The 24078-nt window shown below is 69.7% G+C and carries 27 protein-coding genes, 1 tRNA gene, 1 pseudogene and 1 riboswitch; of the genes and pseudogenes, 18 read left to right on the forward strand and 11 right to left on the reverse strand.

Features of this window, described 5'->3' with window-relative positions:
* Window positions 1-279: 279 nt before the first annotated feature.
* The 5 genes from ACFYX3_RS26965 (at window position 280) to ACFYX3_RS26985 (ending at window position 3797) form a co-directional block, all read left to right on the forward strand.
* Window positions 280-1716 (forward strand): amino acid permease, encoded by a 1437-nt coding sequence (locus ACFYX3_RS26965; protein WP_389018288.1) that lies wholly within the window; start codon window positions 280-282, stop codon window positions 1714-1716.
* A gap of 76 nt (window positions 1717-1792) precedes the next feature.
* On the forward strand, window positions 1793-2218 hold the full coding sequence (locus tag ACFYX3_RS26970) for a Mov34/MPN/PAD-1 family protein (protein WP_389018291.1): 426 nt from the start codon (window positions 1793-1795) through the stop codon (window positions 2216-2218).
* Between the two features lie 117 nt (window positions 2219-2335).
* Window positions 2336-2464, forward strand: coding sequence for a putative leader peptide (locus tag ACFYX3_RS26975; protein WP_312882985.1), 129 nt, complete (start codon window positions 2336-2338; stop codon window positions 2462-2464).
* A gap of 98 nt (window positions 2465-2562) precedes the next feature.
* Window positions 2563-2841 (forward strand): MoaD/ThiS family protein, encoded by a 279-nt coding sequence (locus ACFYX3_RS26980; protein ID WP_116160770.1) that lies wholly within the window; start codon window positions 2563-2565, stop codon window positions 2839-2841.
* A gap of 5 nt (window positions 2842-2846) precedes the next feature.
* Complete coding sequence (locus ACFYX3_RS26985; protein ID WP_389018296.1) at window positions 2847-3797, forward strand: PLP-dependent cysteine synthase family protein; 951 nt, start codon at window positions 2847-2849, stop codon at window positions 3795-3797.
* A gap of 66 nt (window positions 3798-3863) precedes the next feature.
* Here ACFYX3_RS26985 and ACFYX3_RS26990 read toward each other — a convergent pair whose 3' ends face one another.
* The gene (locus tag ACFYX3_RS26990) at window positions 3864-4352 is read right to left on the reverse strand and encodes a type II toxin-antitoxin system PemK/MazF family toxin (protein ID WP_389018299.1); all 489 of its coding nucleotides are present in this window, start codon (window positions 4350-4352) and stop codon (window positions 3864-3866) included.
* 202 nt (window positions 4353-4554) lie between these two features.
* Here ACFYX3_RS26990 and ACFYX3_RS26995 point away from each other — a divergent pair, with 202 nt between their 5' ends.
* Window positions 4555-5310: an MBL fold metallo-hydrolase gene (locus ACFYX3_RS26995; protein WP_389018302.1), complete on the forward strand. Its 756-nt coding sequence runs from the start codon at window positions 4555-4557 to the stop codon at window positions 5308-5310.
* Window positions 5311-5383: 73 nt separating this feature from the next.
* Here ACFYX3_RS26995 and ACFYX3_RS27000 read toward each other — a convergent pair whose 3' ends face one another.
* Window positions 5384-6649: a PTS transporter subunit EIIC gene (locus tag ACFYX3_RS27000; RefSeq protein ID WP_041129430.1), complete on the reverse strand. Its 1266-nt coding sequence runs from the start codon at window positions 6647-6649 to the stop codon at window positions 5384-5386.
* A gap of 333 nt (window positions 6650-6982) precedes the next feature.
* Window positions 6983-8302 carry a PTS transporter subunit EIIC gene (locus ACFYX3_RS27005; protein WP_382658895.1) on the reverse strand — a complete coding sequence of 440 codons (1320 nt, stop codon included), beginning with the start codon at window positions 8300-8302 and terminating at the stop codon, window positions 6983-6985.
* 235 nt (window positions 8303-8537) lie between these two features.
* Here ACFYX3_RS27005 and ACFYX3_RS27010 point away from each other — a divergent pair, with 235 nt between their 5' ends.
* The 4 genes from ACFYX3_RS27010 to rdgB all read left to right on the forward strand — a co-directional run bounded on the left by ACFYX3_RS27010 (window position 8538) and on the right by rdgB (window position 10738).
* Window positions 8538-8771, forward strand: coding sequence for a PTS glucose/sucrose transporter subunit IIB (locus tag ACFYX3_RS27010; protein ID WP_086831905.1), 234 nt, complete (start codon window positions 8538-8540; stop codon window positions 8769-8771).
* Window positions 8772-8894: 123 nt separating this feature from the next.
* A complete protein-coding gene (rph, locus tag ACFYX3_RS27015) occupies window positions 8895-9626 on the forward strand; it encodes a ribonuclease PH (protein ID WP_116160775.1) in 732 nt (243 codons plus the stop codon).
* 65 nt (window positions 9627-9691) lie between these two features.
* Window positions 9692-10099 carry a hypothetical protein gene (locus ACFYX3_RS27020; RefSeq protein WP_389018307.1) on the forward strand — a complete coding sequence of 136 codons (408 nt, stop codon included), beginning with the start codon at window positions 9692-9694 and terminating at the stop codon, window positions 10097-10099.
* Window positions 10100-10129: 30 nt separating this feature from the next.
* Window positions 10130-10738: an RdgB/HAM1 family non-canonical purine NTP pyrophosphatase gene (gene rdgB, locus ACFYX3_RS27025; protein ID WP_389018310.1), complete on the forward strand. Its 609-nt coding sequence runs from the start codon at window positions 10130-10132 to the stop codon at window positions 10736-10738.
* A gap of 1 nt (window position 10739) precedes the next feature.
* On the opposite strand, the gene ACFYX3_RS27030 is transcribed toward rdgB, so the two are convergent.
* Together ACFYX3_RS27030 and bcp are read right to left on the reverse strand one after the other, a co-directional pair.
* Window positions 10740-10823 (reverse strand) — tRNA-Leu (locus tag ACFYX3_RS27030).
* A gap of 54 nt (window positions 10824-10877) precedes the next feature.
* A complete protein-coding gene (gene bcp / locus ACFYX3_RS27035; RefSeq protein WP_352028523.1) occupies window positions 10878-11345 on the reverse strand; it encodes a thioredoxin-dependent thiol peroxidase in 468 nt (155 codons plus the stop codon).
* Window positions 11346-11480: 135 nt separating this feature from the next.
* On the opposite strand from bcp, the gene ACFYX3_RS27040 reads away from it, so the two are divergent.
* The 3 genes from ACFYX3_RS27040 (at window position 11481) to ACFYX3_RS27050 (ending at window position 12659) form a co-directional block, all read left to right on the forward strand.
* The gene (locus ACFYX3_RS27040) at window positions 11481-11801 is read left to right on the forward strand and encodes a DUF3618 domain-containing protein (RefSeq protein WP_389018313.1); all 321 of its coding nucleotides are present in this window, start codon (window positions 11481-11483) and stop codon (window positions 11799-11801) included.
* 46 nt (window positions 11802-11847) lie between these two features.
* The gene (locus ACFYX3_RS27045; protein ID WP_116160781.1) at window positions 11848-12186 is read left to right on the forward strand and encodes a co-chaperone GroES; all 339 of its coding nucleotides are present in this window, start codon (window positions 11848-11850) and stop codon (window positions 12184-12186) included.
* 48 nt (window positions 12187-12234) lie between these two features.
* Window positions 12235-12306, forward strand: a riboswitch (guanidine-III (ykkC-III) riboswitch).
* 32 nt (window positions 12307-12338) lie between these two features.
* Complete coding sequence (locus tag ACFYX3_RS27050; protein ID WP_376584535.1) at window positions 12339-12659, forward strand: DMT family transporter; 321 nt, start codon at window positions 12339-12341, stop codon at window positions 12657-12659.
* On the opposite strand, the gene ACFYX3_RS27055 is transcribed toward ACFYX3_RS27050, so the two are convergent.
* Window positions 12653-14785: a transglycosylase domain-containing protein gene (locus tag ACFYX3_RS27055; protein WP_389018317.1), complete on the reverse strand. Its 2133-nt coding sequence runs from the start codon at window positions 14783-14785 to the stop codon at window positions 12653-12655. The two genes, ACFYX3_RS27050 and ACFYX3_RS27055, sit on opposite strands and share 7 nt — an antisense overlap.
* 137 nt (window positions 14786-14922) lie before the next feature.
* Here ACFYX3_RS27055 and ACFYX3_RS27060 point away from each other — a divergent pair, with 137 nt between their 5' ends.
* On the forward strand, window positions 14923-15723 hold the full coding sequence (locus tag ACFYX3_RS27060) for an ABC transporter permease (protein ID WP_389018676.1): 801 nt from the start codon (window positions 14923-14925) through the stop codon (window positions 15721-15723).
* Window positions 15724-15735: 12 nt separating this feature from the next.
* Here the strand turns inward: ACFYX3_RS27060 and ACFYX3_RS27065 are convergent, their stop codons facing one another.
* Window positions 15736-15894 (reverse strand): hypothetical protein, encoded by a 159-nt coding sequence (locus tag ACFYX3_RS27065; protein WP_389018690.1) that lies wholly within the window; start codon window positions 15892-15894, stop codon window positions 15736-15738.
* Here ACFYX3_RS27065 and ACFYX3_RS27070 point away from each other — a divergent pair.
* The 3 genes and pseudogenes from ACFYX3_RS27070 to ACFYX3_RS27080 all read left to right on the forward strand — a co-directional run.
* Window positions 15881-16657, forward strand: coding sequence for an ABC transporter permease (locus ACFYX3_RS27070; protein WP_385660795.1), 777 nt, complete (start codon window positions 15881-15883; stop codon window positions 16655-16657). The genes ACFYX3_RS27065 and ACFYX3_RS27070 overlap by 14 nt on opposite strands.
* 6 nt (window positions 16658-16663) lie before the next feature.
* Window positions 16664-17644 (forward strand): ATP-binding cassette domain-containing protein, encoded by a 981-nt coding sequence (locus ACFYX3_RS27075; RefSeq protein WP_389018320.1) that lies wholly within the window; start codon window positions 16664-16666, stop codon window positions 17642-17644.
* A gap of 12 nt (window positions 17645-17656) precedes the next feature.
* Window positions 17657-18925: pseudogene (locus tag ACFYX3_RS27080) on the forward strand (DUF445 domain-containing protein); the annotation flags it as partial.
* 94 nt (window positions 18926-19019) lie between these two features.
* On the opposite strand, the gene ACFYX3_RS27085 reads toward ACFYX3_RS27080, so the two are convergent.
* Together ACFYX3_RS27085 and ACFYX3_RS27090 are read right to left on the reverse strand one after the other, a co-directional pair.
* The gene (locus ACFYX3_RS27085; RefSeq protein ID WP_359510923.1) at window positions 19020-19322 is read right to left on the reverse strand and encodes a hypothetical protein; all 303 of its coding nucleotides are present in this window, start codon (window positions 19320-19322) and stop codon (window positions 19020-19022) included.
* Between the two features lie 63 nt (window positions 19323-19385).
* Window positions 19386-19787 (reverse strand): hypothetical protein, encoded by a 402-nt coding sequence (locus ACFYX3_RS27090; protein WP_389018323.1) that lies wholly within the window; start codon window positions 19785-19787, stop codon window positions 19386-19388.
* Window positions 19788-20456: 669 nt separating this feature from the next.
* On the opposite strand from ACFYX3_RS27090, the gene ACFYX3_RS27095 reads away from it, so the two are divergent.
* Entirely contained in the window at window positions 20457-21161 is a 705-nt protein-coding gene (locus ACFYX3_RS27095) for an aspartate/glutamate racemase family protein (RefSeq protein WP_389018326.1), read from the forward strand.
* Window positions 21162-22115: 954 nt separating this feature from the next.
* On the opposite strand, the gene ACFYX3_RS27100 is transcribed toward ACFYX3_RS27095, so the two are convergent.
* Window positions 22116-22601, reverse strand: a complete 486-nt coding sequence (locus ACFYX3_RS27100; protein ID WP_389018330.1) for a TrmO family methyltransferase — start codon at window positions 22599-22601, stop codon at window positions 22116-22118.
* Between the two features lie 59 nt (window positions 22602-22660).
* Entirely contained in the window at window positions 22661-24049 is a 1389-nt protein-coding gene (locus ACFYX3_RS27105; RefSeq protein ID WP_389018333.1) for a Tat pathway signal protein, read from the reverse strand.
* Window positions 24050-24078: the final 29 nt, after the last annotated feature.

Genomic DNA, 24078 nt, shown 5'->3' on the forward strand with positions numbered 1-24078 from the left:
AATCCGCATAACGAATGCGTTATGAGAGCGTCCGCTTTGCTGTCTTGTGCGCCTTTTAACCCCGTTATTTTGTGGCGTGCGCCACACACAACTCCGTCGATCACCCCCCACCCCGTGATAAATCTTCACGACCACTCGGGCACGCCACCCCTGTTCCCGAGGGCGCTTGGGCCGGCTGACCGCCGGTAGCACTCCATCCATATCCGGGGGGATCAGGAACTGATCCGCAGCAGACGCACTCGCAGTCGCGCGGATCAGCATGGAGAAAGGGGCACCACCATGACCTCAGTGCAGGTCGATCAGCAGCACGACGGCAATGAGGCCGCGGACTCCGCCTCGGGCGAGGGTTACCACCGGGCACTCGGCGCCCGCCAGATCCAGATGATCGCCATCGGCGGCGCCATCGGCACCGGACTCTTCCTCGGTGCGGGCAAGGGCATCTCCATCGCGGGACCGAGCCTGATCCTCGCGTACGCGATCGCGGGCCTCGTCATCTTCTTCATCATGCGGGCGCTCGGCGAGCTCCTCATGTACCGCCCGGTGTCGGGCTCCTTCTCGGAGTACGCCCGCGAGTTCATCGGCCCGTTCGCGGGCTTCGCGACCGGATGGACGTACTGGCTCTTCTGGGTCGTCACCGGCATCACCGAGGTCACCGCCGCGGCGACCTACATGACGTACTGGTGGGACATCCCGCAGTGGCTGTCCGCCCTCGTCTTCACCGTGATCCTCTACGCCGCCAACCTGATCTCCGTGAAGCTCTTCGGTGAGCTGGAGTTCTGGTTCTCCATGGTCAAGGTCACCGCGATCGTCGGCATGATCCTGATCTGCGCCGGCATCCTCACCCTCGGCTTCTCCGACGCCGGAGCCACCGCCTCCGTCACCCACCTGTGGGACCTGGGCGGCTTCTTCGCCGGCGACGACGGCATCTTCTCGACCCTGATGACCCTCCAGATGGTCATGTTCGCGTTCCTCGCGGTCGAGCTGGTCGGTGTGACGGCGGGCGAGTCGAAGGACCCCAAGACGGTCCTCCCGAAGGCCATCAACACCGTGCCGTGGCGCATCGCCGTCTTCTACGTCGGCGCGCTGATCATGATCCTGTCGGTCGTCCCGTGGACCGCGTTCAAGCCGGGCGTCTCCCCGTTCGTCGAGGCCTTCGAGCGGATGGGCCTCGGCATCGGCGCCGCGATCGTCAACTTCGTCGTCCTCACGGCCGCCCTGTCCTCCTGCAACTCGGGCATGTACTCCACCGGCCGCATGCTGCGCGACCTCGCGCTCAACGGCCAGGGTCCGAAGGTCTTCACCAAGCTGACCAGGTCCGGCACGCCGCTGGTCGGCACCACGGTCTCGGCCGCGCTGATGATGGTCGGCGTCTGGATCAACTACCAGTGGCCCGGCGACGCGTTCAACTACGTCGTCTCCTTCGCCACCATCTCCGGCATGTGGGCCTGGATCGTCATCCTGATCTGCCAGATCCGCTACCGCCGCAAGGCCGACCGCGGCGAGCTGCCCCAGTCCTCCTTCAAGGCGCCCGGCGGCATCTGGTTCAGCGTCTTCTCGCTCGCCTTCATCGGCATGGTGATCGTGACCATGGGCATGGACAAGGACAACCGGGTCGCGCTGTACGGCGCGCCGGTCTGGGGCCTGGTCCTCGCCGTCTCCTACCTGGTCCTCAAGGCCCGCAACCCCGAGGGCGCCGCCTTCGCCAAGCGCGCCTGACCTGCACCTTCTCAGCATTCGGGCCGTTCCGTACCACTTATCGGTACGGGACGGCCTATCTGCTTATCCTGTCGGCATGCTGACCATCACCCGTGCCCTGTACGACCAGATCGTGGCGCACTCCCGCGCGGACCACCCCGACGAGGCCTGCGGCGTGGTCGCGGGTCCGGTCGGCAGCGGACGCCCCGAGCGGTTCATCCCGATGCTCAACGCCGCCCGCTCGCCCACCTTCTACGAGTTCGACTCCGCGGACCTGCTCAAGCTCTACCGCGAGATGGACGACCGGGACGAGGAGCCCGTCATCGTCTACCACTCGCACACCGCGACCGAGGCCTACCCGTCCCGCACGGACATCTCGTACGCGAACGAGCCCCAGGCCCACTACGTCCTCGTCTCCACCGCCGACACCGACGACGCCGGCCCCTTCCAGTTCCGCTCCTACGCGATCGTCGAGGGCGTCGTGACGGAGGAGGAGGTCAAGGTCGTCGAGGCGTACGAGTAGGACGCGAGGCGGGCGGAGGGTGACGCTCCGCCCGCGTCGTCCATCAGCCGGTCAGAAACCATCCACCATGTGAGATCACATTCCGAAACCCGGACCGGGAATCGATACGATGAGCCCATGGTTTCCCACGACGTGAGCGAAGAGACTCCGAGCACCACCCTGCTCGTGGCACGCCTGCACGTCGACCTGTGCCGCCTCGCCAGCGCGATCTGTACTTCACGCTGTACCGCACGCGCGGCGCTCTGAGCCCCCGGCCGAGCGCCCTCACGTACGAACGTACGACCCCCTCCGCGCGGGGCCACAGAAGCGCGCCCATCACGCCACTTCCGACAGGAGCCCACGCCATGGCCATCGAGGTCCGCATCCCGACCATCCTCCGCACCTACACCGACGGCGAGAAGGCCGTCGAGGGCAGCGGCGACACCCTCGGCAAGCTCTTCGCCGACCTGGACTCCCGCCACCCCGGGATCGAGGCCCGCATCGTCGACGGCGGCAAGCTCCGCCGCTTCGTCAACGTCTACCTGAACGACGAGGACGTCCGCTTCCTCGACGGCATCGACACCCAGCTCACCGACGGCGACAGCGTCACGATCCTGCCGGCCGTCGCCGGCGGCATGGTCTGATCCACATGCGTTACGACTCCTCGCTGGCCGCCGTCGGCAACACGCCGCTGGTCCGCCTCCCCCGGCTCTCGCCCTCGGACGACGTCCGCATCTGGGCGAAGCTGGAGGACCGCAACCCCACCGGCTCGGTCAAGGACCGCCCCGCGCTCCACATGATCGAGCAGGCGGAGAAGGACGGCCGCCTCACCCCCGGCTGCACCATCCTGGAGCCGACCAGCGGCAACACCGGCATCTCCCTCGCCATGGCCGCCAAGCTCAAGGGCTACCGCATCGTCTGCGTCATGCCGGAGAACACCAGCGAGGAGCGCCGCCAGCTGCTCGCCATGTGGGGCGCGGAGATCATCTCCTCCCCGGCCGCGGGCGGCTCCAACACGGCCGTACGCGTCGCCAAGGAGCTCGCCGCCGAGAACCCGTCCTGGGTGATGCTCTACCAGTACGGCAACCCGGACAACGCGGGCGCCCACTACGCCACCACCGGCCCCGAGATCCTCGCCGACCTCCCCTCCATCACGCACTTCGTGGCGGGCCTCGGCACCACCGGCACCCTCATGGGCGTCGGCCGCTACCTCCGCGAGCACAAGCCCGACGTCAAGATCGTCGCCGCCGAACCGCGCTACGACGACCTCGTCTACGGCCTGCGGAACCTCGACGAGGGCTTCGTGCCCGAGCTGTACGACGCCTCCGTCCTCACCACCCGCTTCTCGGTCGGCTCCGCCGACGCGGTCACCCGCACCCGCGAACTCCTCCAGCAGGAGGGCATCTTCGCGGGCGTCTCGACCGGCGCCGCCCTGCACGCGGCCATCGGCGTCGGCAACAAGGCCCTCAAGGCCGGCGAATCCGCCGACATCGCCTTCGTCGTGGCCGACGGCGGCTGGAAGTACCTCTCGACGGGCCTCTACACGGCCAAGACGACAGAGGAAGCGATCGAGGCGGTCCAGGGCCAGCTCTGGGCCTAGTCGTGGGCACAACGGAACGGCGCGCCAAGCCGCGCCCAGACTCCCGAGCCTGAACCCGCACCCGCGCTACCGCGCCAAGTGGCGGACCTGGTCCCACACGACCGGGTCCGCCATCCCCACTCTCCGGCGGAACTCCCACACCGGCACGTCCCGCAGCTCATCCGTCTCCAGGAAGCTCGGCCGCCCCTGGGCGTCACCCACCGACCCCGGCGGCAGCGCGATGACCCCGGGCCGCTCGTCGTGGTACTTGCTGGTGATCTTCACGACGACCGCGCTGTCCCCCCGTACGACGAGCACCAGACAGGGCCGGTCCTTGGACCCGGGCCCGTCCTCGTACGGCACGTCGGCCCACCAGATCTCGCCGGCCCGCGGAAGCCGCTCCGGCACCCGCCCCCGCGGCGCGGGCCGACCCGGAGGCCGCGTACGACCCGCCGGCCGCCGCGACGACCGCCTCCGCCCTCCCCCAGACTTCGTCCGGGGGGACCCCCAGGCGACCGCCACCACCAGCGCGATCACCACGACCGCGACCAGCGCGGGCCACCACGACGTGTCCATACCTCAAGAAGGTACCGGCGCGCGTCCCACCCCGCCGCCGCGCCCCGCCATCCATCCGAACCGGTGACAGAGCCCGTGAGTTCGCCCACAACGGGCCACCACGAAGGAGCGGCGGGCCCGGGTGCGCCTTACGCTCGACAGACCGCACAGCCTCCCCTCCCTCAGCGCGCTTTCCGCACCCGTCCACGGAGGTTCTCGCTCCATGAAGCTCACCGTCGTCGGCTGCTCCGGGTCGTTCCCGTCCGCGGACTCGGCCTGTTCGAGCTACCTCGTCGAGGCCGACGGCTTCCGGCTGCTCCTCGACATGGGCAACGGCGCCCTGGGCGAGCTGCAGCGCCACATCGGTCTGTACGACCTCGACGCGATCTTCCTCAGCCACCTGCACGCGGACCACTGCATCGACATGTGCGGGTACTTCGTCGCCCGCTACTACCGGCACGAGGGCGGACGCTGCGACGCGATCCCCGTCTACGCGCCGGAGGGTGCCGAGCAGCGGCTGACCACGGCGTACGCCGACACGCCCTCGGACAGCTCGATGAGCGAGGTCTTCGACTTCCACACGCTGAAGTCGGGCAGCAGCTTCGAGATCGGCCCCTTCTCGGTCCGTACGGAGAAGGTGTGCCACCCGGTCGAGGCGTACGGCATCCGGGTCGAGCACGGCGGCCGTGCCCTCACGTACTCCGGGGACACCGGCGTCTGCGACGCGCTGCACGACCTCGCCGACGGCGCCGACCTCTTCCTCTGCGAGGCGTCCTTCACACACGGCAAGGAGGACGTCCCGGACCTCCACCTCAACGGCCGGGAGGCCGGGGCGCACGCGGCCCGCGCGCGGGTGGGACGCCTGGTGCTGACCCACATCCCGCCGTGGACGGACGCCGAGCAGAACCTGCGGGACGCGCGCGAGGTCTACGGGGGCCCGTCGGAGCTGGCGCGGCCGGGCGCGGTCTACGAGATCTGAGAAGCGGTCCGAGCAACGGGAAGGGCCCCGGAACCATCCAGGTTCCGGGGCCCTTCCCGCGTACGGGCGGGATTCACGCCTTGGTGAGGTCCTCGATCTCCTCCTCGGGCTCGCGGCCCGGGGTGGGGAGGTTGAACTTGGTGATCGCGAAGCGGAAGACCACGTAGTAGATCGCCGCGAAGACGAGGCCGATCGGGATGATCATCCACGGCTTGGTCGCGAGGTTCCAGTTCAGCAGGTAGTCGATGCCGCCGGCGGAGAAGGTGAAGCCCGCGTGGACGCCGAAGGCCCAGGTGACGGCCATGGACACGGCGGTCAGGACCGCGTGGATCGCGTACAGGACCGGCGCGATGAACATGAACGTGAACTCGATCGGCTCGGTGATGCCGGTGACGAAGGAGGTCAGCGCGAGGGAGACCATCATGCCCATGACGGCCTTGCGGCGCTCGGGGCGGGCGGCGTGGGCGATGGCGATCGCGGCGGCCGGGAGGCCGAACATCATGATCGGGAAGAAGCCCGACATGAAGATTCCGGCGCTCGGGTCACCGGCGAAGAAGCGGTTGAGGTCACCGTGGACGACCTCGCCGGCGGCGTTGGTGAAGTCACCGATCTGGAACCAGGAGACGGTGTTCACGAACTGGTGCATGCCGACCGGGATCAGCGCGCGGTTGATGAGGCCGAAGAGGCCGGCGCCACCGGCACCGAGGCCGGTCATCCACTCGCCGAAGCTGGAGATGCCCTCACCGATCGGCTCCCAGACCAGGCCGAAGACGACGCCGACGGCGGTGCCGACGAAGGCCATGATGATCGGGACGAGACGGCGGCCGTTGAAGAAGCCGAGCCAGTCGACGAGCTTGGTGCGGTGGAACCGCTGCCACAGGACGGCCGAGAGCAGACCCATCAGGATGCCGCCGAGGACACCCGGGTTGTTGTACGTCGCGGCGACGTCGACACCCTTGTTGGCGGTCGTGTTGACGACGGCCTCGGTGATCGGGAAGGCCTTCAGCACGTTGCTGTAGACCAGGAAGCCGACGAGCGCGGCCAGGGCGGTGGAGCCGTCCGCCTTCTTGGCGAAGCCGATGGCGACGCCGATGCAGAAGAGCAGGGGCAGGTTGTCGAAGACCGCGCCGCCGGCCGTGGCGAACACGGAGGCGACCTTGTCCCAACCGAGTCCGTCCTTGCCGAAGACGTCGGCCTGGCCGAGACGGAGCAAGATACCCGCGGCCGGCAGAACGGCGATCGGCAGCTGCAGGCTGCGACCGACCTTCTGCAGGCCCTGGAACAGGCCGGATCCGCGCTTCTTCGCGGGAGCGGCGGCCTGGGCGGTGGCCGTACTCATCAACTTCCTCCAGTAAGGCAAGGCGCCGCCAGAGGTGGGAAAAGGGGGTGACGGCGGCGTCTCGTGGAACGCGGTGGTCTGGACCGCGTGGTCTACACCAATGAGTGGTGTAGACCAGTTGTAGCACGTGAGACTTAGATAAGGAACCTGCGAATTCTGTGCACTCGGCCATAGCCTGAAATGCACGACAAAAGGCCCCCGGACGGTCAGGTCCGGGGGCCTTTCATGGGCCTTACGAGGGGGCCGAAAGCCCCGAAAACGGTCAGGCCTCGCCGTGCGGTCGCAGGCTGATCTCAGGGTGATCGAGGCGCTACCCGACGTTCCGGTAGGGAGCTACTTGACGTTCTCCCGCTCGATCTCCTCCTCGATCTCGTCCGGCTCGCGGCCGGGCGTCTGGAGGTTGAACCTGGTGATCGCGAACCGGAAGATCACGTAGTACACGACCGCGAACCCGAGCCCGATCGGGATGATCAGCCACGGCTTCGTCGCGAGGTTCCAGTTGATCACGTAGTCGATCAGGCCGGCCGAGAAGCTGAAGCCGTCCTTCACGCCGAGCGCCCAGGTCAGCGCCATCGAGACGCCCGTCAGCACGGCGTGGATCACGTACAGCACCGGCGCGATGAAGAGGAACGAGTACTCGATCGGCTCGGTGATGCCGGTGACGAACGAGGTCAGCGCGACCGACAGCATCATGCCGCTGACCGCCTTCCGCCGGTGCGGCTTCGCGGTGTGGGCGATCGCGAGCGCGGCGGCGGGCAGCGCGAACATCATGATCGGGAAGAAGCCCGTCAGGAACTGACCGGCGTTCGGGTCGCCCGCGAGGAACATGGGGATGTCGCCGTGCACCACCGTGCCGTCCGGCTTGGTGTACGTGCCGAACTGGAACCAGATGGGCACGTTCAGGAACTGGTGCAGGCCGATGACGAGGAGTGCGCGGTTCGCGAGGCCGAAGATGCCCGAACCCCAGGCGCCGAGCCCGACCAGCCAGTCGCTGAAGTTCTCCAGGCCGTCGCCGATCGGCGGCCAGACCCACAGGCACAGCGAGGCGAAGACGATCGCCACGAACGTCATGATGATCGGCACGAGTCGGCGGCCGTTGAAGAAGCCCAGCCAGTCGACGAGCTTCGTCCGGTGGTACCGCTGCCAGAACCAGGCGGCCATCAGGCCCATGAGGATGCCGCCGAAGACGCCGGGGTTCTGGTACGTGTACCCGCTGAAGGCCTGCTCGGGCGAGAGGCAGCCGCCGTTGATGTCCACCGTGCCCTTCGGGCAGGTCTCGGGGAACTGGCGCAGCACGTTGTAGTAGACGAGGAAGCCGACCACGGCGGCGAGCGCGGTCGAGCCGTCCGCCTTCTTCGCCATGCCGATCGCGACGCCGATGCAGAACAGCAGGGGGAGGCCGAGGTTGCCGTCGAGCAGCGCGCCGCCGGCGCCCGCCATCACCTTCGCGACGTTGTCCCAGCCCAGGCCGTCGGCGCCGAACACGTCCGGCTGCCCGAGGCGGTTGATGATGCCGGCCGCCGGGAGGACGGCGATGGGGAGCTGGAGGCTGCGGCCCATCTTCTGGAGGCCCTGGAAGAGTCCGTTCCAGGACACGGACTTCTTCGGCCTGGGTTCCGGTTTCGGTGTCGCGGCGGGGCTGTCGGTGCTCATCGGCGTCCTCCCTGCCCGGAACAAGCCGGGCCCGCATCTCGTTGCAGACTGGTGTAGACCAGTTGCGGTAGGCTCCGGGAGCCCGCTGAGGACAGGCCGCCGGTGATCGTCATCATTCGGCAGAACGGCGGCACTCGCTCGCGAAGTTGGGCCAACCGTGGGTTACCGTGACAAAGCGGACCGCAGGTGCGCCGAGATTCGCGTTCTCGCGAACGGAACGGACAGGGAGAAACACATGGCCAGCAAGGCTGAGAAGATCATCGCCGGGCTCGGCGGCATCGACAACATCGAAGAGGTCGAGGGCTGCATCACCCGCCTGCGCACCGAGGTCGTCGACGCCGCGCTCGTCGACGAGGCCGCCCTGAAGGCCGCCGGCGCCCACGGCGTCGTGAAGATGGGCACCGCCATCCAGGTCGTCATCGGCACCGACGCCGACCCGATCGCCGCGGAGATCGAAGACCTGATGTGAGCCACTGACTCACATCGACGAGGGCCCGTTCCGGCAGGGGGACGGGCCTTCTGTCATACCGGGAACGGGCCACCCGCCCCCGGGCGGAACGGGCCCTCCGCCATGTCCGGCTAGGCTCGTCCCATGTCTCGCATCGACGGCCGTACCCCCGAACAGCTCCGCCCCGTCACCATCGAACGGGCCTGGAGCAAGCACGCCGAGGGCTCCGTCCTCATCTCCTTCGGCGACACCAAGGTCTTCTGCACCGCCTCCGTCACCGAAGGCGTCCCGCGCTGGCGCAAGGGCAGCGGCGAAGGCTGGGTGACCGGCGAGTACTCCATGCTCCCCCGCGCCACCAACACCCGCGGCGACCGCGAATCCGTCCGCGGCAAGATCGGCGGCCGCACGCACGAGATCTCCCGCCTCATCGGCCGCTCCCTGCGCGCCGTCATCGACTACAAGGCGCTCGGCGAGAACACGATCGTCCTCGACTGCGACGTCCTCCAGGCCGACGGCGGCACCCGCACGGCGGCGATCACCGGCGCCTACGTCGCCCTCGCCGACGCCATCACCTGGGCGCAGGACAAGAAGCTGGTGAAGGCCGGCCGCAAGCCCCTCACCGGCACCGTCTCCGCCGTCTCCGTCGGCATCGTCGGCGGCGTCCCCCTCCTCGACCTCTGCTACGAGGAGGACGTCCGCGCCGACACCGACATGAACGTCGTCTGCACCGGCGACGGCCGCTTCGTCGAAGTCCAGGGCACCGCCGAGGCCGAGCCCTTCGACCGCACGGAGCTCAACGCCCTCCTCGACCTCGCGTCCGGCGGCTGCGCCGAACTGGCCGAGATCCAGCGCAAGGCCCTCGAAGGAACCCTCTGACACCTCGCTGCGTCCTGACGGGCGGGCCACCGGATACGATCCGGGCGCCCGCCCGTCCGCATGTCATGTACGTATTTGGGGGAGGACCCGCCTTGAAGCGCCGTCTCGCACTCGCCACGGCCACGGCCGCCGCGCTGACCACCGTCCTGAGCGGCTGCGGAGCCCTCGACACGGCGATGGACTGCGTCAACACCGCCGACGCGATAGCCACGTCCGTCCAGAACCTCCAGCAGGCCGTCTCCAACGCCTCGAACGACGTGACGCAGATCGAGGAGTCCCTGAACTCGATCTCCACGGAGCTCGGCAACATCAAGAACACCACGGACAACGCCGACCTCTCCAAGGCCGTCGACGACCTCACCAAGGGCGTGGACTCGGTCCGTACGGCGGTCAAGAACGGCGACACGACCCCGGACATCACGCCGATCACGGACGCGGCGGGCGAGGTGGCCAAGGTCTGCACCCCGGGCTGATCCCGGTGGTCCGCCCCGGATAATCGGGGCATGACCCGACAGCGCCTGATCCTCGCCACCCGCAACGCGGGCAAGATCACCGAACTCCACGCGATCCTCGCCGACGCGGGCCTCGACCTCGAACTCGTCGGCGCGGACGCGTACCCGGAGGTCCCCGACACCAGGGAGACGGGCGTCACCTTCGCCGAGAACGCCCTCCTGAAGGCCCACGCCCTGGCCCAGGCCACCGGCCTCCCGGCCGTCGCCGACGACTCCGGCCTCTGCGTCGACGTCCTGAACGGCGCCCCCGGCATCTTCTCGGCCCGCTGGGCCGGCGCCCACGGCGACGACAAGGCCAACCTGAACCTGCTCCTGGCCCAGCTGTCCGACATCGACGACGCCCACCGAGGCGCCCACTTCGCCTGCGCGGCGGCCCTGGCGCTGCCCGACGGCACGGAGCGGGTGGTCGAGGGCCGGATGCCGGGCACCCTCCGCCACGCCCCGGTCGGCACGAACGGCTTCGGCTACGACCCGATCCTCCAGCCGGAGGGCTACGAGGTGACGTGCGCCGAACTGACCCCGGCCCAGAAGAACGCGATCAGCCACCGGGGCAAGGCGTTCCGGGCCCTCGTCCCGGTGGTGCGGGAACTCGTCGAGTAAGTGCGGCCGGGGGGACTCGAACCCCCACGGGTGTTACCCCACTGGGACCTAAACCCAGCGTGACTGCCAATTCCACCACGGCCGCCGGCGTGCGCCCGGCCATGCTACTGGCCGGGCGCCGCGCCCATAAGGCGCAGGGTCAGATACCCAGGTCCCGGATGATCTTGGCGACGTGGCCGGTGGCCTTCACGTTGTAGAAGGCGTGCTCGACCTTGCCCTCCTCGTCGACCACGACGGTGGAGCGGATCACGCCCGTCACCACCTTGCCGTACAGCTTCTTCTCGCCGAAGGCGCCGTACGCCGCCAGGGTCTCCTTGGACGGGTCGCCGACCAGCGTGACCTTCAGGTTCTCCTTCTCGCGGAACTTCGCGAGCTTCTCCGGCTTGTCGGGCGAGACGCCGATGACGTCGTAGCCGGCGGCGGCCAGGACGTCGAGGTTGTCGGTGAAGTCGCACGCCTGCTTGGTGCAGCCCGGGGTGAGCGCCGCCGGGTAGAAGTAGACGATGACCTTGCGGCCCTTGTGGTCCGCGAGGGAGACCTCGTTGCCGTCCGCGTCGGGAAGGCTGAAGGCGGGGGCGGTGTCGCCGGGCTGCAGTCGCTCGCTCATGGCTGGCTCTCCTCGGAATGTTCGCGTACGCGTTCCAGAGCCTAATGGGGTCTCATGGGGGTCTGGCGCGACCCGATCGCGGCAGAGCTGACAGACTGAACGTCAACGACCGATTACGACTACGGAGGCAGCGCGGTGTCGGATGCCAGGACCCCTGCGCAGATCGAGGCGGACATCGTCCGCCGGCGCGAGCAGCTCGCCGTCACTCTCGACGAGATCGGCATTCGGATGCACCCGAAGACGATCATCGGGGACGCCAAGGCCAAGGTCGCCGCGTCCGTCGACCAGACGGCCGGACGTGCCTTCGTCGCCGTCAACCGGGTCGTCTCCGACGTGAAGGCCCGCTTCACCCACGAGGACGGCGCGCCCCGCCTGGAGCGGGTCGTCCCGGCGGCCGTCGTGGCCCTCGCCGTCGTCGGCCTGATCGTCTCGTCCTCTCGCAGGCGCAAGGCGTGACCCGACCCGGCTACGGGCGACACGCCCGGGCAGGTAGGTTCACAGGGTGAGCGAGAACACGCACGACAAGCTGCCCATCCGGATGCTCCACGACCGGGTCCTGGTCCGCACCGACTCCCCGGAGGGTGAGCGGCGTTCCGGCGGGGGCATCCTGATCCCGGCGACGGCCGCCGTCGGCAAGCGTCTGGCCTGGGCCGAGGTGGTCGCGGTCGGTCAGAACGTCCGCACCGTCGAGATCGGCGACCGGGTGCTCTACGACCCCGAGGACCGCGCCGAGGTCGAGGTGCGGGGTGTCGCGTACGTCCTGATGCGCGAGCGCGACCTGCACGCGGTGGCCGCGGACCGCTTCCAGGGGACGACGGACTCGACCGGGCTGTACCTGTAGGACCGAATGAGCGAAAGGCCCTGGTGACCGGAGTCACCAGGGCCTTTGCCCGTTCTTTGCTAGCCTGGAGACACCCCGACGAGACGCGCCGTACCGGGTTTCACGACAAGACGACGCACCCCTGTTGATCCGTCTCGCGGAGGTTCGTCGTCATGGCCTGGGTCCTTCTCCTCCTCGCCGGTCTGCTCGAAGTCGGCTGGTCCATCGGCATGAAGTACACCGAGGGCTTCACCCGCCTCTGGCCGAGCGTCTTCACGGTCGCCGGGATCGTCGCCTCGATGGTGCTGCTCGCCCAGGCCACCAAGACCCTCCCCATCGGTACGGCCTACGGCGTCTGGGTCGGCATCGGCGCGGCCGGTGCGGCGGTGCTCGGCATGGTGGTGCTCGGTGAGCCGGCGACCGCCGCCCGTATCTTCTTCGTCTGCCTGCTGCTCGTCGCCGTCGTGGGACTCAAGGCGACCAGCGGTCACTGACGCGTCGTACGCGAAGGGCCGGGGCCGTGGCCGGGGCCGCGCGACGCCGCGCCCGGTCCCGCCTCGCCCGTCTCGTACCAGCCCTCGGCCCCGTCCGGCGCCGAGGGGACGGGCGGCGCCTCCGCCCCCGGCATCAGCCGGAGCTCGAAGTCCCGGGCCGGTGTCCCGTCCAGGGCCTCACGGGTGAACCGTGCCCAGATCTCGGCCGGCGCCCCGCCGCCGTCCATCCGCGGCCGCCCCAGGGCGCCGTACAGCGATTCCTGCGAGCCGGACTCGGGGTCCTGGCCCATGAGCGCGACGACCGTCGCGAGCTCCGGGGTGTAGCCGGCGAACCAGGCGGCCCTGTCGTCCTCCGCCGTGCCGGTCTTCCCGGCGGCCGGGCGGCCCGCGGCCTGCGCGGCCGTGCCCGTGCCCGTCTCGACGACGCTCCGCAGGATCGACGTGGTCGTGTCGGCGGCCTCGCGGCTCACCGCCTGCCGGCGGGGGGCGGCGGGCAGGTCGAGCCGCCGACCGTCGCGGCTGATGTCCTCGACGAGGCGGTACGTGCCGTTCCGGCCGTGCGCGGCGAGCGTCGCGTACGCCGAGGCCATGTCGAGGACGCTGGCGGTGGCGGGGCCGAGGGCGATGGACGGGGAGGCGGTGAGGTCGGGGGTGGAGCCGGGCAGGCCGAGGGCGATCGCGGTGCGCCGTACCTGCGAGGGGCCGACGTCGACCGCCATCTGGGCGTACACGGTGTTCACCGACAGGTCCGTGGCGGCGCCGACGGCGATGTCGCCGTAGCTCGCGTCGTCCTCGTTGGCGGGGTCGTACGCGCCGCCGTTCCACCCTTCCACCGGGCGCCGGTTGGTGCCGTCGTAGAGGGTGTACGGGGTGATGGGCAGGCCCTGCTGGGTCTGGGCGCCGTTCTGCACGGCGGCCGTGAAGACGAAGGGCTTGAAGGTGGAGCCGACCTGGTAGTCGCGGCGGGTGGCGTTGTTGACGTACTGCTGGGTGTAGTCGACGCCGCCGTACATGGCGAGGACCTTGCCGGTCGCCGGGTCGACGGCCGCGGCCCCGACCCGTACGTACCGGTCGGTGGGGGCGCTCGCCGGGTCGAGCCGGGAGACGACCCGGTCCTCGACGGCGTCGACGAGGGCCTCCTGCTTGGCGGGCTCCAGGGTGGTGGTGATGCGGAAGCCGCCGCCGGCGAGGGTCTTCTCGTCGACGATCCCGTGGTCGGTGAGGTACTCCTCGACGGCCTGGACGAGGTAGCCGCGCTGGCCGGAGAGGGCGGTCGCGGCGCGGGCGGTCTGGGGGGCGGGGAAGCGGGCGGCGGCGCGGGCCGCGGGGCTGAGCCAGCCCTCGCCGACCATGCCGTCGAGGACGTAGTGCCAGCGGGCGACGGCCTTGGCCCGGTTCTCGGGGTGGGTGGTGACGTCGTAGGCGCTGGGGGCCTTGAGGAGGGAGGCGAGGTACGCGCCCTCCGCGGTGTCGAGCCGCTCGACGTCCTTGCCGTAGTAGGCGCGGGCGGCGGCCTGGATGCCGTACGCGTTCCGGCCGAAGTAACTGGTGTTCAGATAGCCCTGGAGGATCTCCTCCTTGCTCTTCTCGCGGCCGAGCTTGAGCGCGATGAAGAACTCCTTGGCCTTGCGGCTGAGGGTCTGCTCCTGCCCCAGGTAGTAGTTCTTCACGTACTGCTGGGTGATGGTGGAACCGGACTGGCGGCCCTTGCCGGTGACCGTGTTCCAGGCGGCGCGGACCATGGCCTTGGGGTCGACGGCGCGCGAGGTCTGGAAGTCGCGCTCCTCGGCGGCGAGGACGGCCCGCCGGACGGCGAGCGGGACCTGGTCGAGGCGGACGCTCTCGCGGTTGACCTCGCCGTCGCGGGCGAGGGGGGTGCCGTCCCGGTAGAGGTAGACGTTGGACTGGGCGACGGCGGCGGCGTTGGCGGGCGGGATCTCGACGAGGAGGTAGCCGGCGGCGAAGGCGCCGGCGAGCAGCAGCACGCCGAGCAGGAGGGTCCCGAGGAGGGTCCGTAGGACCCGGCGGGGGCGTCGGCGCCGTACCGGGGCGGGGAGGGTGGGGTCCCTGGGTTCCCAGCGGCTCGGATGGGGATCGTCGTCACTCGTGTCGGAGGAAGGGGACATAGCACCACATACTGCACGGAACGTGAGGAAACTCCCTCAACCGACCCGAAGGTGGCGCGAAAACCGCTCGCGGCACGCCGGACGAGACCACTAGGGTCGTGCGCTTCGCCGTTCACCGCTCCGAAGGGACAGGCATGCTGCGGCTGTACGCGACGGTGGCCGCGGGCGGATTCCGGCGCTTCGCCGCCTACCGCGTGGCCACGGCCGCGGGCGTCTTCACCAACACCGTCTTCGGCCTCGTCCTCTCCTCCACCTACATCGCCCTCTGGCACGAACGGCCGAGCCTCGGCGGCTACTCCATGGACGACGCCCTCGCCTACGTGTGGATCGGCCAGGCGCTCATCACCGTCTGCGGGCTGATGGGCGGCGGCTTCGAGGACGAGCTGATCGAACGGATCAGGACCGGCGACATCGCCGTCGACCTCTACCGCCCCGCCGACCTCCAGGCCTGGTGGTTCTCGGCCAACGCCGGCCGCACCGCCTACCAGCTGCTCGGCCGCGGGGTCGCCCCGATGGCGGTCGGCGCGCTCGTCTTCCACTTCACGCTGCCGTCGGGGCCGGGCGGCTGGCTCGCGTTCCTCCTGGCGGTGGCACTGGGCTCGGTGGTCGGCTTCGCGATCTGGTACCTGGTGGCGATGAGCGCGTTCTGGCTGCTCGACGGCCAGGGAGTGGTGCAGGTGGCCTGGCTGGCCGGCCTGTTCTTCTCGGGGATGCTGCTCCCCCTGAACGTCTTCCCGGGCACGCTGGGCGAACTCGCCCGGCTGCTGCCGTGGGCGTCGCTGCTCCAGGTGCCGGCCGACGTGTACCTGGGGAGGTACGAGGGCTGGGAACTGGCGGGGGCGTACGCCTTCCAGGGCTGCTGGGCGCTGGTGCTGCTGGGAGCGGGGAGGGCGGCGCAGGGGGCGGCGACGCGGAAGATGGTGGTGCAGGGTGGGTAGGCCTCGCGGGTCTCAGGTGACCGTGGCCGACTCCCGGCGCACGGACGGGGAGGCGGGAATGCGGGCTTCCCGGCGCACGGACGGGGAGACGGGGATACGGGCTTCCCGGCGCACGGACGGGGAGACGGGGATACGGGCTTCCTGGCGCACGTACCGGATGGTCGCGGGCATGTGGATCCGCTCCACGATGGCGTACCGCTCCTCCTTCGCCCTGACCCTCGTCACCAGCTTCTGCGTCACCTTCTTCGACTTCGTCGTGATCCTCCTGATGTTCGGTCAGGTGCGGGGCCTGGGCGGCTTCTCGTTCGCGGAGGTCGCTCTCCTCTACGGGACGGCCGGCACCTCCTTCGGGATCGCGGACCTGACGATGGGCTCGCTCCAGCGGATGGGGAGGCGGGTCAGGGACGGCACGCTGGACACCTTCCTGATGCGGCCGGCGCCGCTGCTCGCGCAGGTCGCGGCGGACAAGTTCGCGCTGCGGCGGTTCGGCAGGGTCGCGCAGGGCCTGATGGTCCTGGTCTGGGGGCTGTTCCTGCTCCACGTGGAGTGGACGCCGCTGAAGGCGGTGCTGCTGCCGGTGACGGTGGTGTGCGGGGCGGTGATCTTCGGCGCGGTGATGGTGCTCGGCGCGTCGACGCTGTTCTGGATCCAGGACGCGGCGGAGGTCACGAACTCGTTCACGTACGGCGGGAACACCCTCCTCCAGTACCCGCCGACGATCTTCGCGCAGGACCTGGTGCGGGGTGTCGTGTACGTCGTACCGCTGGCGTTCGTGAGCTGGCTGCCCGCGCTGTACGTCCTGGGCCGGCCGATGCCGGCGGGGGTGCCGGAGTGGGCGGCGTTCGCGTCGCCGCTGGTGGCGGCGGTCTGCTGCGGGGCCGCGGGGCTGGCGTGGCGCGCGGGAATCCGCTCGTACAGATCGACAGGAAGCTGAGGCGTGATGCCCTTCATCGAACTGAACGGGGTCGAGAAGACCTTCACGATCCGCCGCAGGGCAGGCCTGCTCCGCCGGGAGAAGAAGGAGGTCAGGGCGGTGGACGGCATCTCCTTCGCGGTCGAGCGCGGGGAGATGGTCGGCTACATCGGCCCGAACGGCGCGGGGAAGTCGACCACGATCAAGATGCTCACGGGCATCCTCACCCCCAGCGGCGGCCGCCTGCGGGTCGCGGGCATCGACCCGTCGCGGGAGAGGACCCGCCTGGCGCAACGGATAGGAGTGGTCTTCGGCCAGCGCACGACGCTCTGGTGGGATCTTCCCCTGAAGGACTCGTACCGGCTGACGCACCGCATGTACCGCATCCCCGACGCCCGCTACGAGGAGAACCTCGCCCGCTGCGTGGACCTCCTCGACCTGGACGACCTGCTCGACGTGCCCGTACGGCAGCTCTCCCTCGGCCAGCGGATGCGCGGCGACATCGCGGCGGCGCTGCTGCACGATCCGGAGGTGCTGTACCTGGACGAGCCGACGATCGGCCTGGACGTGGTGTCGAAGGCGAGGGTGCGCGAGTTCCTGAAGGACCTGAACGCGACCCGGGGCACCACGGTGTTGTTGACGACCCACGACCTCACGGACATCGAGCAGCTCTGCTCCCGGGTGATGGTGATCGACCACGGGCGCCTGATGTACGACGGCGAGCCGGCCGGCCTGCACGCGGTGGGCGAGAGCGAACGGCTCCTGGTGGTGGACCTGGAGCGGGAGCTGCCCCCGATCACGGACGTGCCCGGGGCCCGTTTCGTACGGTCGGAGGGACCGCGTCAGTGGCTCGCGTTCCCGGCGACGGCGTCGGCGGCCCCGCTGGTGGCGGCGGTGGCGTCGAGACATCCCCTCCTGGACCTCTCGGTGCGGGAGCCGGACATCGAGGCGGTGATCGCGAAGATGTACGGGGGAACTCGGGAGGACCGCCGGGAGTCCCTGAGGTAGGAGGTCGAGTCCATGGTGAGTTTCTCGTACACGGCTGCGGACGAGGAGAAGAGCAGAGGCGTCCGGCGCATGAAGACGCTGGCCACGTCCCTGCTGCTCGTCGTGGCCGTGATCTACGGCCTGGCGACGTGGGCGCGGAACGCGGGCTGGGGGGCCTGGGCGGGCTACGTCGCGGCGGCGGCGGAGGCGGGCATGGTCGGCGCGCTGGCGGACTGGTTCGCGGTGACGGCCCTGTTCCGGCGCCCGCTGGGCCTGCCGATCCCCCACACGGCGATCATCCCGACGAAGAAGGACCAGCTGGGAGCGTCCCTCGGCACGTTCGTAGGAGAGAACTTCCTCTCGGCGGATGTCGTACGAGGCAGACTCCACGCCCTGGGAATCGGCCGCCGTCTGGGGGCGTGGCTGGCGGACCCGGCACACGCGGACCGGGTGACAGCGGAGCTGTCGACGGCCCTGCGAGGCGCACTGACGGTCCTGCGGGACGCCGACGTGCAGGCGGTCGTGGGGGAGGCGATCACGCGCCGCGCCGAATCGGCCGAGATCGCCCCGGGCCTGGGCAAGACACTGGAGAAGATCGTCGAGGACGGAGCGCACCGCAGGGCGGTGGACCTGATCTGCACCCGGGCGCACGACTGGCTGGTCACGCACGGGGACTCGGTGATGGACGCGGTGCAGGGCGGCGCCCCCGGCTGGACCCCGCGCTTCGTGGACCGCAAGATCGGCGAACGGGTGTACCGGGAGCTCCTCCGCTTCATCACGGAGATGCGGGACATGCCGGGCCACCCGGCGCGCGGTGCGATCGACCGCTTCCTGGGCGACTTCGCGGCCGACCTCCAGGCCGACACGGACACCCGCGCCCGCGTGGAACGCCTGAAGTCGGACCTCCTGGCCCGCCCGGAGGTCCAGGACATCATCGCCTCGGCCTGGTCCTCGGTCCGGTCCCTGATCATCGCGGCGGCCGAGGACGACCGCAGCCAACTCCGCCTCCGCGCCCGCGCCTCCCTGATCTCCCTGGGCACCCGACTGGCGACGGACACCCGCCTTCAGGCGAAGGTCGAGGGCTGGGCGGAAGACGCGGCGGCATACGTCGTCACGACCTACCGCCACGAGATCACATCCCTGATCACGGACACGGTCGCCGGCTGGGACGCCACCCAGACCTCCCGCAAGATCGAGGCCAACATCGGCCGCGACCTCCAGTTCATCCGCATCAACGGCACGGTGGTGGGCGCGCTGGCGGGGTTGCTGATCTATACGGTGAGCCGGGCGGTGGGGGGTTAGCGGGCCCCGCTCACGGGCGACGGGGCATCGGGTCGGCCTTCCCGCGGGTGACGGCCAGGAGGTCAGGCCTTCCCACTCGTCACGGCCCGGGAGGTCAGGCCTTCCCGCGCGTCACGGCCCAGGAGGTGGCAGCCATGGCCCCGGCGACGGAGAAGACGGCGGGCCAGGCCCCGATCTTCTTGGCGAGCGGGTGGGACCCGGCGAACGCGGCGACGTAAGCCGAGGTCAGCCCGACAGACGCCTTCACCCCACCCACCTGCTGCCACTCACGCGCGGCCACACCACCGGCGGCAGCGAGCACGACACCCCCAAGGGGCCGCTTCTTGGTCCACCGAGCGACGGCGTACCCACCGACGAGCCCGGCGGCGGCTATGGCGGGGGAGGGGATGCGGGGCATGGCGGGGGCCTTCCTGGTCGACTGATCGATGGATCGATGGATCGCTCTTCGAGCGTACGGGAGTCAGCTGGGAGCCTTCTGGGCGCACTGGGGGCAATGGGTCTCGTCGCCGAGGGGCCGGAAGAGCATGGGCTGGGTGTGGTCACCGGCGCATTCCCGAGCGCCTTCGAGGCGAGCGGAGATCCGGGGCCCGGCCGGGGCAGGCAGGGATCGGGCGGGTACGTCACGCAGGAGGTACCGAACGAGCCCGCCCGGCCGGTGTACAGGCGTGCCTCCGGTGGGGAGGCAGCGCTGGATGTGCTCGTGGACGTCGGTGGGGGTATGGCCGGCGTCGAGCCAGCGGGCGGCGAGGCGGGCGAGTTCGTCGCGCATGCCGGGTGGGATGTGGCGGAGGGCGGGGGAGAGGATCGGCAGTGCGCCGATGAGCGCGCGGCCCTCTTCGAGCCGAGGCGAGTCCTCCTCCACGACTTCCGGGGGAAGGTTGGAGATGTCTTCGACAGGGTTCTTCTTTGGATGACCGTCGGTCGACGGGGTCACCGGCACACCGACGGCCGGTTTCCGAGGACTCGGTGCGACCTGCGAGGACGCTGGTACGGGCTCCCGCGCAAGGAGCTTGGCGGCCTGGTCGGCGGTCAACGGGGCGCTGGACACAAGCTGTTGGGTCACCCACCGTCCCCCGCCCACCTGCACCCGCCGCTCGTGCACGAACCCCTCCTCCTTGAGCTGCCGCTTGGCGCGCCCGAAGGCGCATGCCCCGATCCGGGCACGTTCAGCTGTACGGGAGAGCGACTCGCGGGCGCCTCGGGGGAGGGAGAGCTGCCAGGTCAGAAGCCGAACGGCGTCGGAGGAGAGCCGAGGATGCCGGATGATCTCGTGCGAAAACTGGGTGAAGGCGCGCGAGGGCGCGTTAAAGTGCCGATAGATCACAGTGGACGCCTATTCCACGGGTGGTTGAGGCCCTCGCCGACAGCTGTGAACTGTCGACGGGGGCCGTTTTGCGCGAAGCTAACGCAGACGACCCACCCGGGTGGGCACAGTAAGCGAAGACCGCTCATGTGGGTGACTGACTCCAAGTCGGGCTTATGCGTAGCGATCTGGCATGCTCAACCCCTTATACGGGTGAGGGGCGTGGCGATGAAGACGATCGGGCTGATCGGTGGGATGAGCTGGGAGTCGACGGCGGAGTACTACCGCTTGCTGAACGAGTTCACGCGCGACTTCCTCGGTGGACTCCACTCGGCGCGGTGCGTGCTCTACTCGGTCGACTTCGCGGAGATCGAGCAGCTGCAGGTCCAGGGGCGCTGGACGGAGGCCGGCGAGATCCTGGCCGCGGCTGCTCAGGCCCTCGAAGCGGCAGGCGCGGACATGGTGTTGATCTGCACCAACACCATGCACAAGGTCGCCGACCAGGTCGAGGCGGCGGTTTCGATCCCCCTGCTGCACCTGGCCGACGCCACGGCGGAGACCGTACGGGCGGCGGGTCTGCGCCGAGTCGGCCTGCTGGGCACCGCGTTCACCATGGAGCAGGACTTCTACCGAGGCCGTCTGGAGGCCGGCGGACTGGATGTGCGCGTCCCGGGCGCTGACGGGCGTGCGGAGGTTCACCGCGTGATCTACGAGGAACTGTGCCTGGGCATCGTGCGGGAGGAGTCGCGCGCCGCCTACCGGAAGGTCATCTCGGATCTGGTCGCTGACGGCGCGGAAGGCATCATCCTGGGCTGCACCGAAATCGAGCTGCTCATCGGTTCCGAGGACAGCCCCGTCCCGATCTTCCCCACTGCACGGCTCCACGCCGAGGCCGCGGTGCAAGCGGCACTGGCGGGGGTCTGCTCGGAATGACCCGGCAACGAGGGCGCGGGTGCGGCCGCCCTCTTTCCGAGTGTGGCGTCCTCCACCGCCGCGTCAAGGGCGCCTCCGGCGTCGCTGCGCGATGGGCTTCGCCCACCCTTGACCCGGCGGCGGAGGCCGCCTTTTCACACTCGGAGGGCGGCCGGGGGCGGGGCCGCGCGGGGGCCCGGGCAGTGTCCGGGGCGGGAGTGGCGACTGGCGGGCCGGTGGGTGGGGGCTCGGTTTGCGGCGGGGGTGGGTGGGGCTGTTTCCGTCTCGTCGGGGTGCGCGGTCGTTGAATGGGGCGGCCCGGCAGGGCTGAGCGGCTGTCGGTCGTCTTGCGGCCGGGCTTCAGGCCCCGCTGGTCACTTCCGGTGGGTGGTTTCCTGCAGTAACTCAGACCGAGTGGGCGATGCGCCCCCTTTGGGGCCCTGGTTGGGGGCTGTTACCGGGAGTAGTGCGGAGTTATTCGCACCTCACCACCCACCGGCAATGACCAGCGGGGCCTGAAGCCCCACAACCCGACGGCCGCTCAGCCCTGCCGGGCCGCCCCATTCAACTCCGCGCGACCCCACCGGGCGAACCGAACCCACCCACCCCGACAACAAGCCAAGCCCCCACCCACCGGCCCGCGCAGCCAATCCACTGCCCAGCCGATGCCCGGCCTCGCCCACCCACCCCGCAACCCCTCACCCGCCTACGGCGGGGCGCGGCCCCGGCGCCCCGGCGTGGACCCGTCCCCCCGGACCGCCCTCCGAGAGGTCTTTCGCTCCTGGAGGTGGCGGGTCAAGGGTGGAGCGCAGCGGAATCGGCGGAGCCGACGCGACGAAGGAGCGCCCTTGACGCGCCACCGGAAGGAGCGACTCTCGAAAAGAGGGCGGTCCCACCAGAAGCCCACGATGCACGCCCACCCCGAGAACCTCACCCCCGAGACCAGGCGCCCTGCTGGACGGCACTGCTCGGCCCTCAGCGTTCGGAGGCGTCTCGCCAGTAGTCCGCGAGCATCTCGCCCGGCCACGCCGGCTGAGTGACGGGCCCGCGCGGGAGCATCTCCTGGAAGACCGCCACGAGATCGACGACCTGGGTGCCGTCGTCGGCGTCGAGGTCCACGACGTGCAGGTCGCGTCCTTCGACCTTGAGCAGCCGCGGAAAGGAAGTGGCCAGCCGGGCCGGACGCCGATGGTTGTGGTGAACGAACGTGCCGGTCGCCGGCCATGCGGGGTTGTCGCGGGGGCTGCGAGCATGAAGTGCGACATCGTTCGGGGACCCGAGGTTGAAGAACCACGTCACCTGAAGGTGAGAGAACTGCTCGATGCCTTGCAGGGTCTCCATGGGGAACTCCGGCCGCAGGCGGATGACCGATTCCACGCCGCCCTTGAAGTCGTCGAGCCGCCCCGTATGGCCCCCGACGACATCGGCGATGACCGGCACCTCGATGAACTGTGAAGACACAGCTTGCCCTTCTTCCTTATAAGCAACGCCACTTGGGGGATGCGGCGGCTTCGGCACCGTCAGGTTACTCGTCGAAGTGCGACCCGGGCGCGCTCGTCCACCTGGGAGACAGAGGGGATTCCGCGGTTACGGAAAGGAGACAAGGTCGTCCGCATGGTGACGACAGCTTCCCGCGCCCTGCCGGACTGAACGCCGTCCATCGCGTCCAGGGCCAGGGACCACGTCTGGCACGCCGCATCGATATTGCCCTGCCCGGCCTGGACGGTGCCCATGTAGCCGAGCGTGACAGCGTGAGTTCGGCTGAAGGAGTCCGCCCTACGGTGTCGAACGCTGGCACGGAAATGATGCAGTGCGCCATTGAGATCGCCCAGGGCCCACAGGGTGCGGGCGGTCTCATGTGCGAGGGACGCTTCTTGGAAGAACCAGACGCGCTGAGGTTCGTCGTCTCCCGCCGCGGCCTGGTCGAGGTCGGTTTCGGCTCGGCGGATCGCGGCGATGGCGTTGCGTTTCTGGCCGTCGACGGCCAGTGCCCGCGCACGCACGATGCCGATCAGGGCTCGCTCTCGCGGGGTGGCATGGTCATACCTCTTGCGCTCGATGGAGGCGGTGGCGAGGTCCAAGGCAGCCCGCGAGTGCCCAAGGTCTATGGCCTGATGGGCCATCGCCCGCAAGATGTGCCCGGCAAGGGGGGCGTCGTCGGCTTCGGCGGCAAGCTTGAGCGCGAGGGTGAAGTAGCGCCGCGCCGGTTCATGCTGGGAGGCGTCGAAACTCATCCAGCCGGCCACGTACACGGCCTCGGCCGCCGCCGAGTACAGGGACCGACGGGAGGTCTCGCTGCTGAAGACTCCGCTGACGTACCGGGCGACGTCGTCGACGATGTACTGGTAGAGGGCGGTTCGACCGTCGACACCGCCGTGCCGCTGATCGCGTCGGGCGAAGAATTCGGTCATCTCGCGAACAGCCCGCACTTCGGTCTCGCCGACTCTGCGGTGCGGGCCAGCCGCCCGGGAACGCGCCCGCTGTGGAGCTTCGTCCCACCACGGATCCCTGGGTAGGACCAATCCGCCGACGGAGTAGATGGCGGCGCCGGTAAGGAGTCGGCGGCGTTCGCGGTCCATGCTGTTTCTCCCCAGATCGACCAGAGTCGTCAGCGTGTCGGTGTCCCACTCGGACCCGGTGACCGTATCCGAGACGTTCCCCGCGAGGCCGATCTCCGCGAGCGTGAGGGGACGTCCCAACCGCCGCGACAGAGTTTCCCGCAGGACGTCGGCTGCCCGGCCCCTGGGTCTGGTCCCTGCGACCCACATGGCGATGTGCGAGCGCGTGACGCCTAGGAGTTCGTCGACCCCGGCCTCCGCTGCGACACGTACCACTGCGGCAGCCACCACGGGCTGCGACCAGCCCGTCTCCGCGATCACCGCGGCCAGTTCGTCGTTCCTGCGCGCCATGCTGCGCCCCTGTTCACAAGAGAACAACC

The organism is Streptomyces sp. NPDC002463 (assembly GCF_042889835.1).
GTDB lineage: Bacteria > Actinomycetota > Actinomycetes > Streptomycetales > Streptomycetaceae > Streptomyces > Streptomyces nymphaeiformis.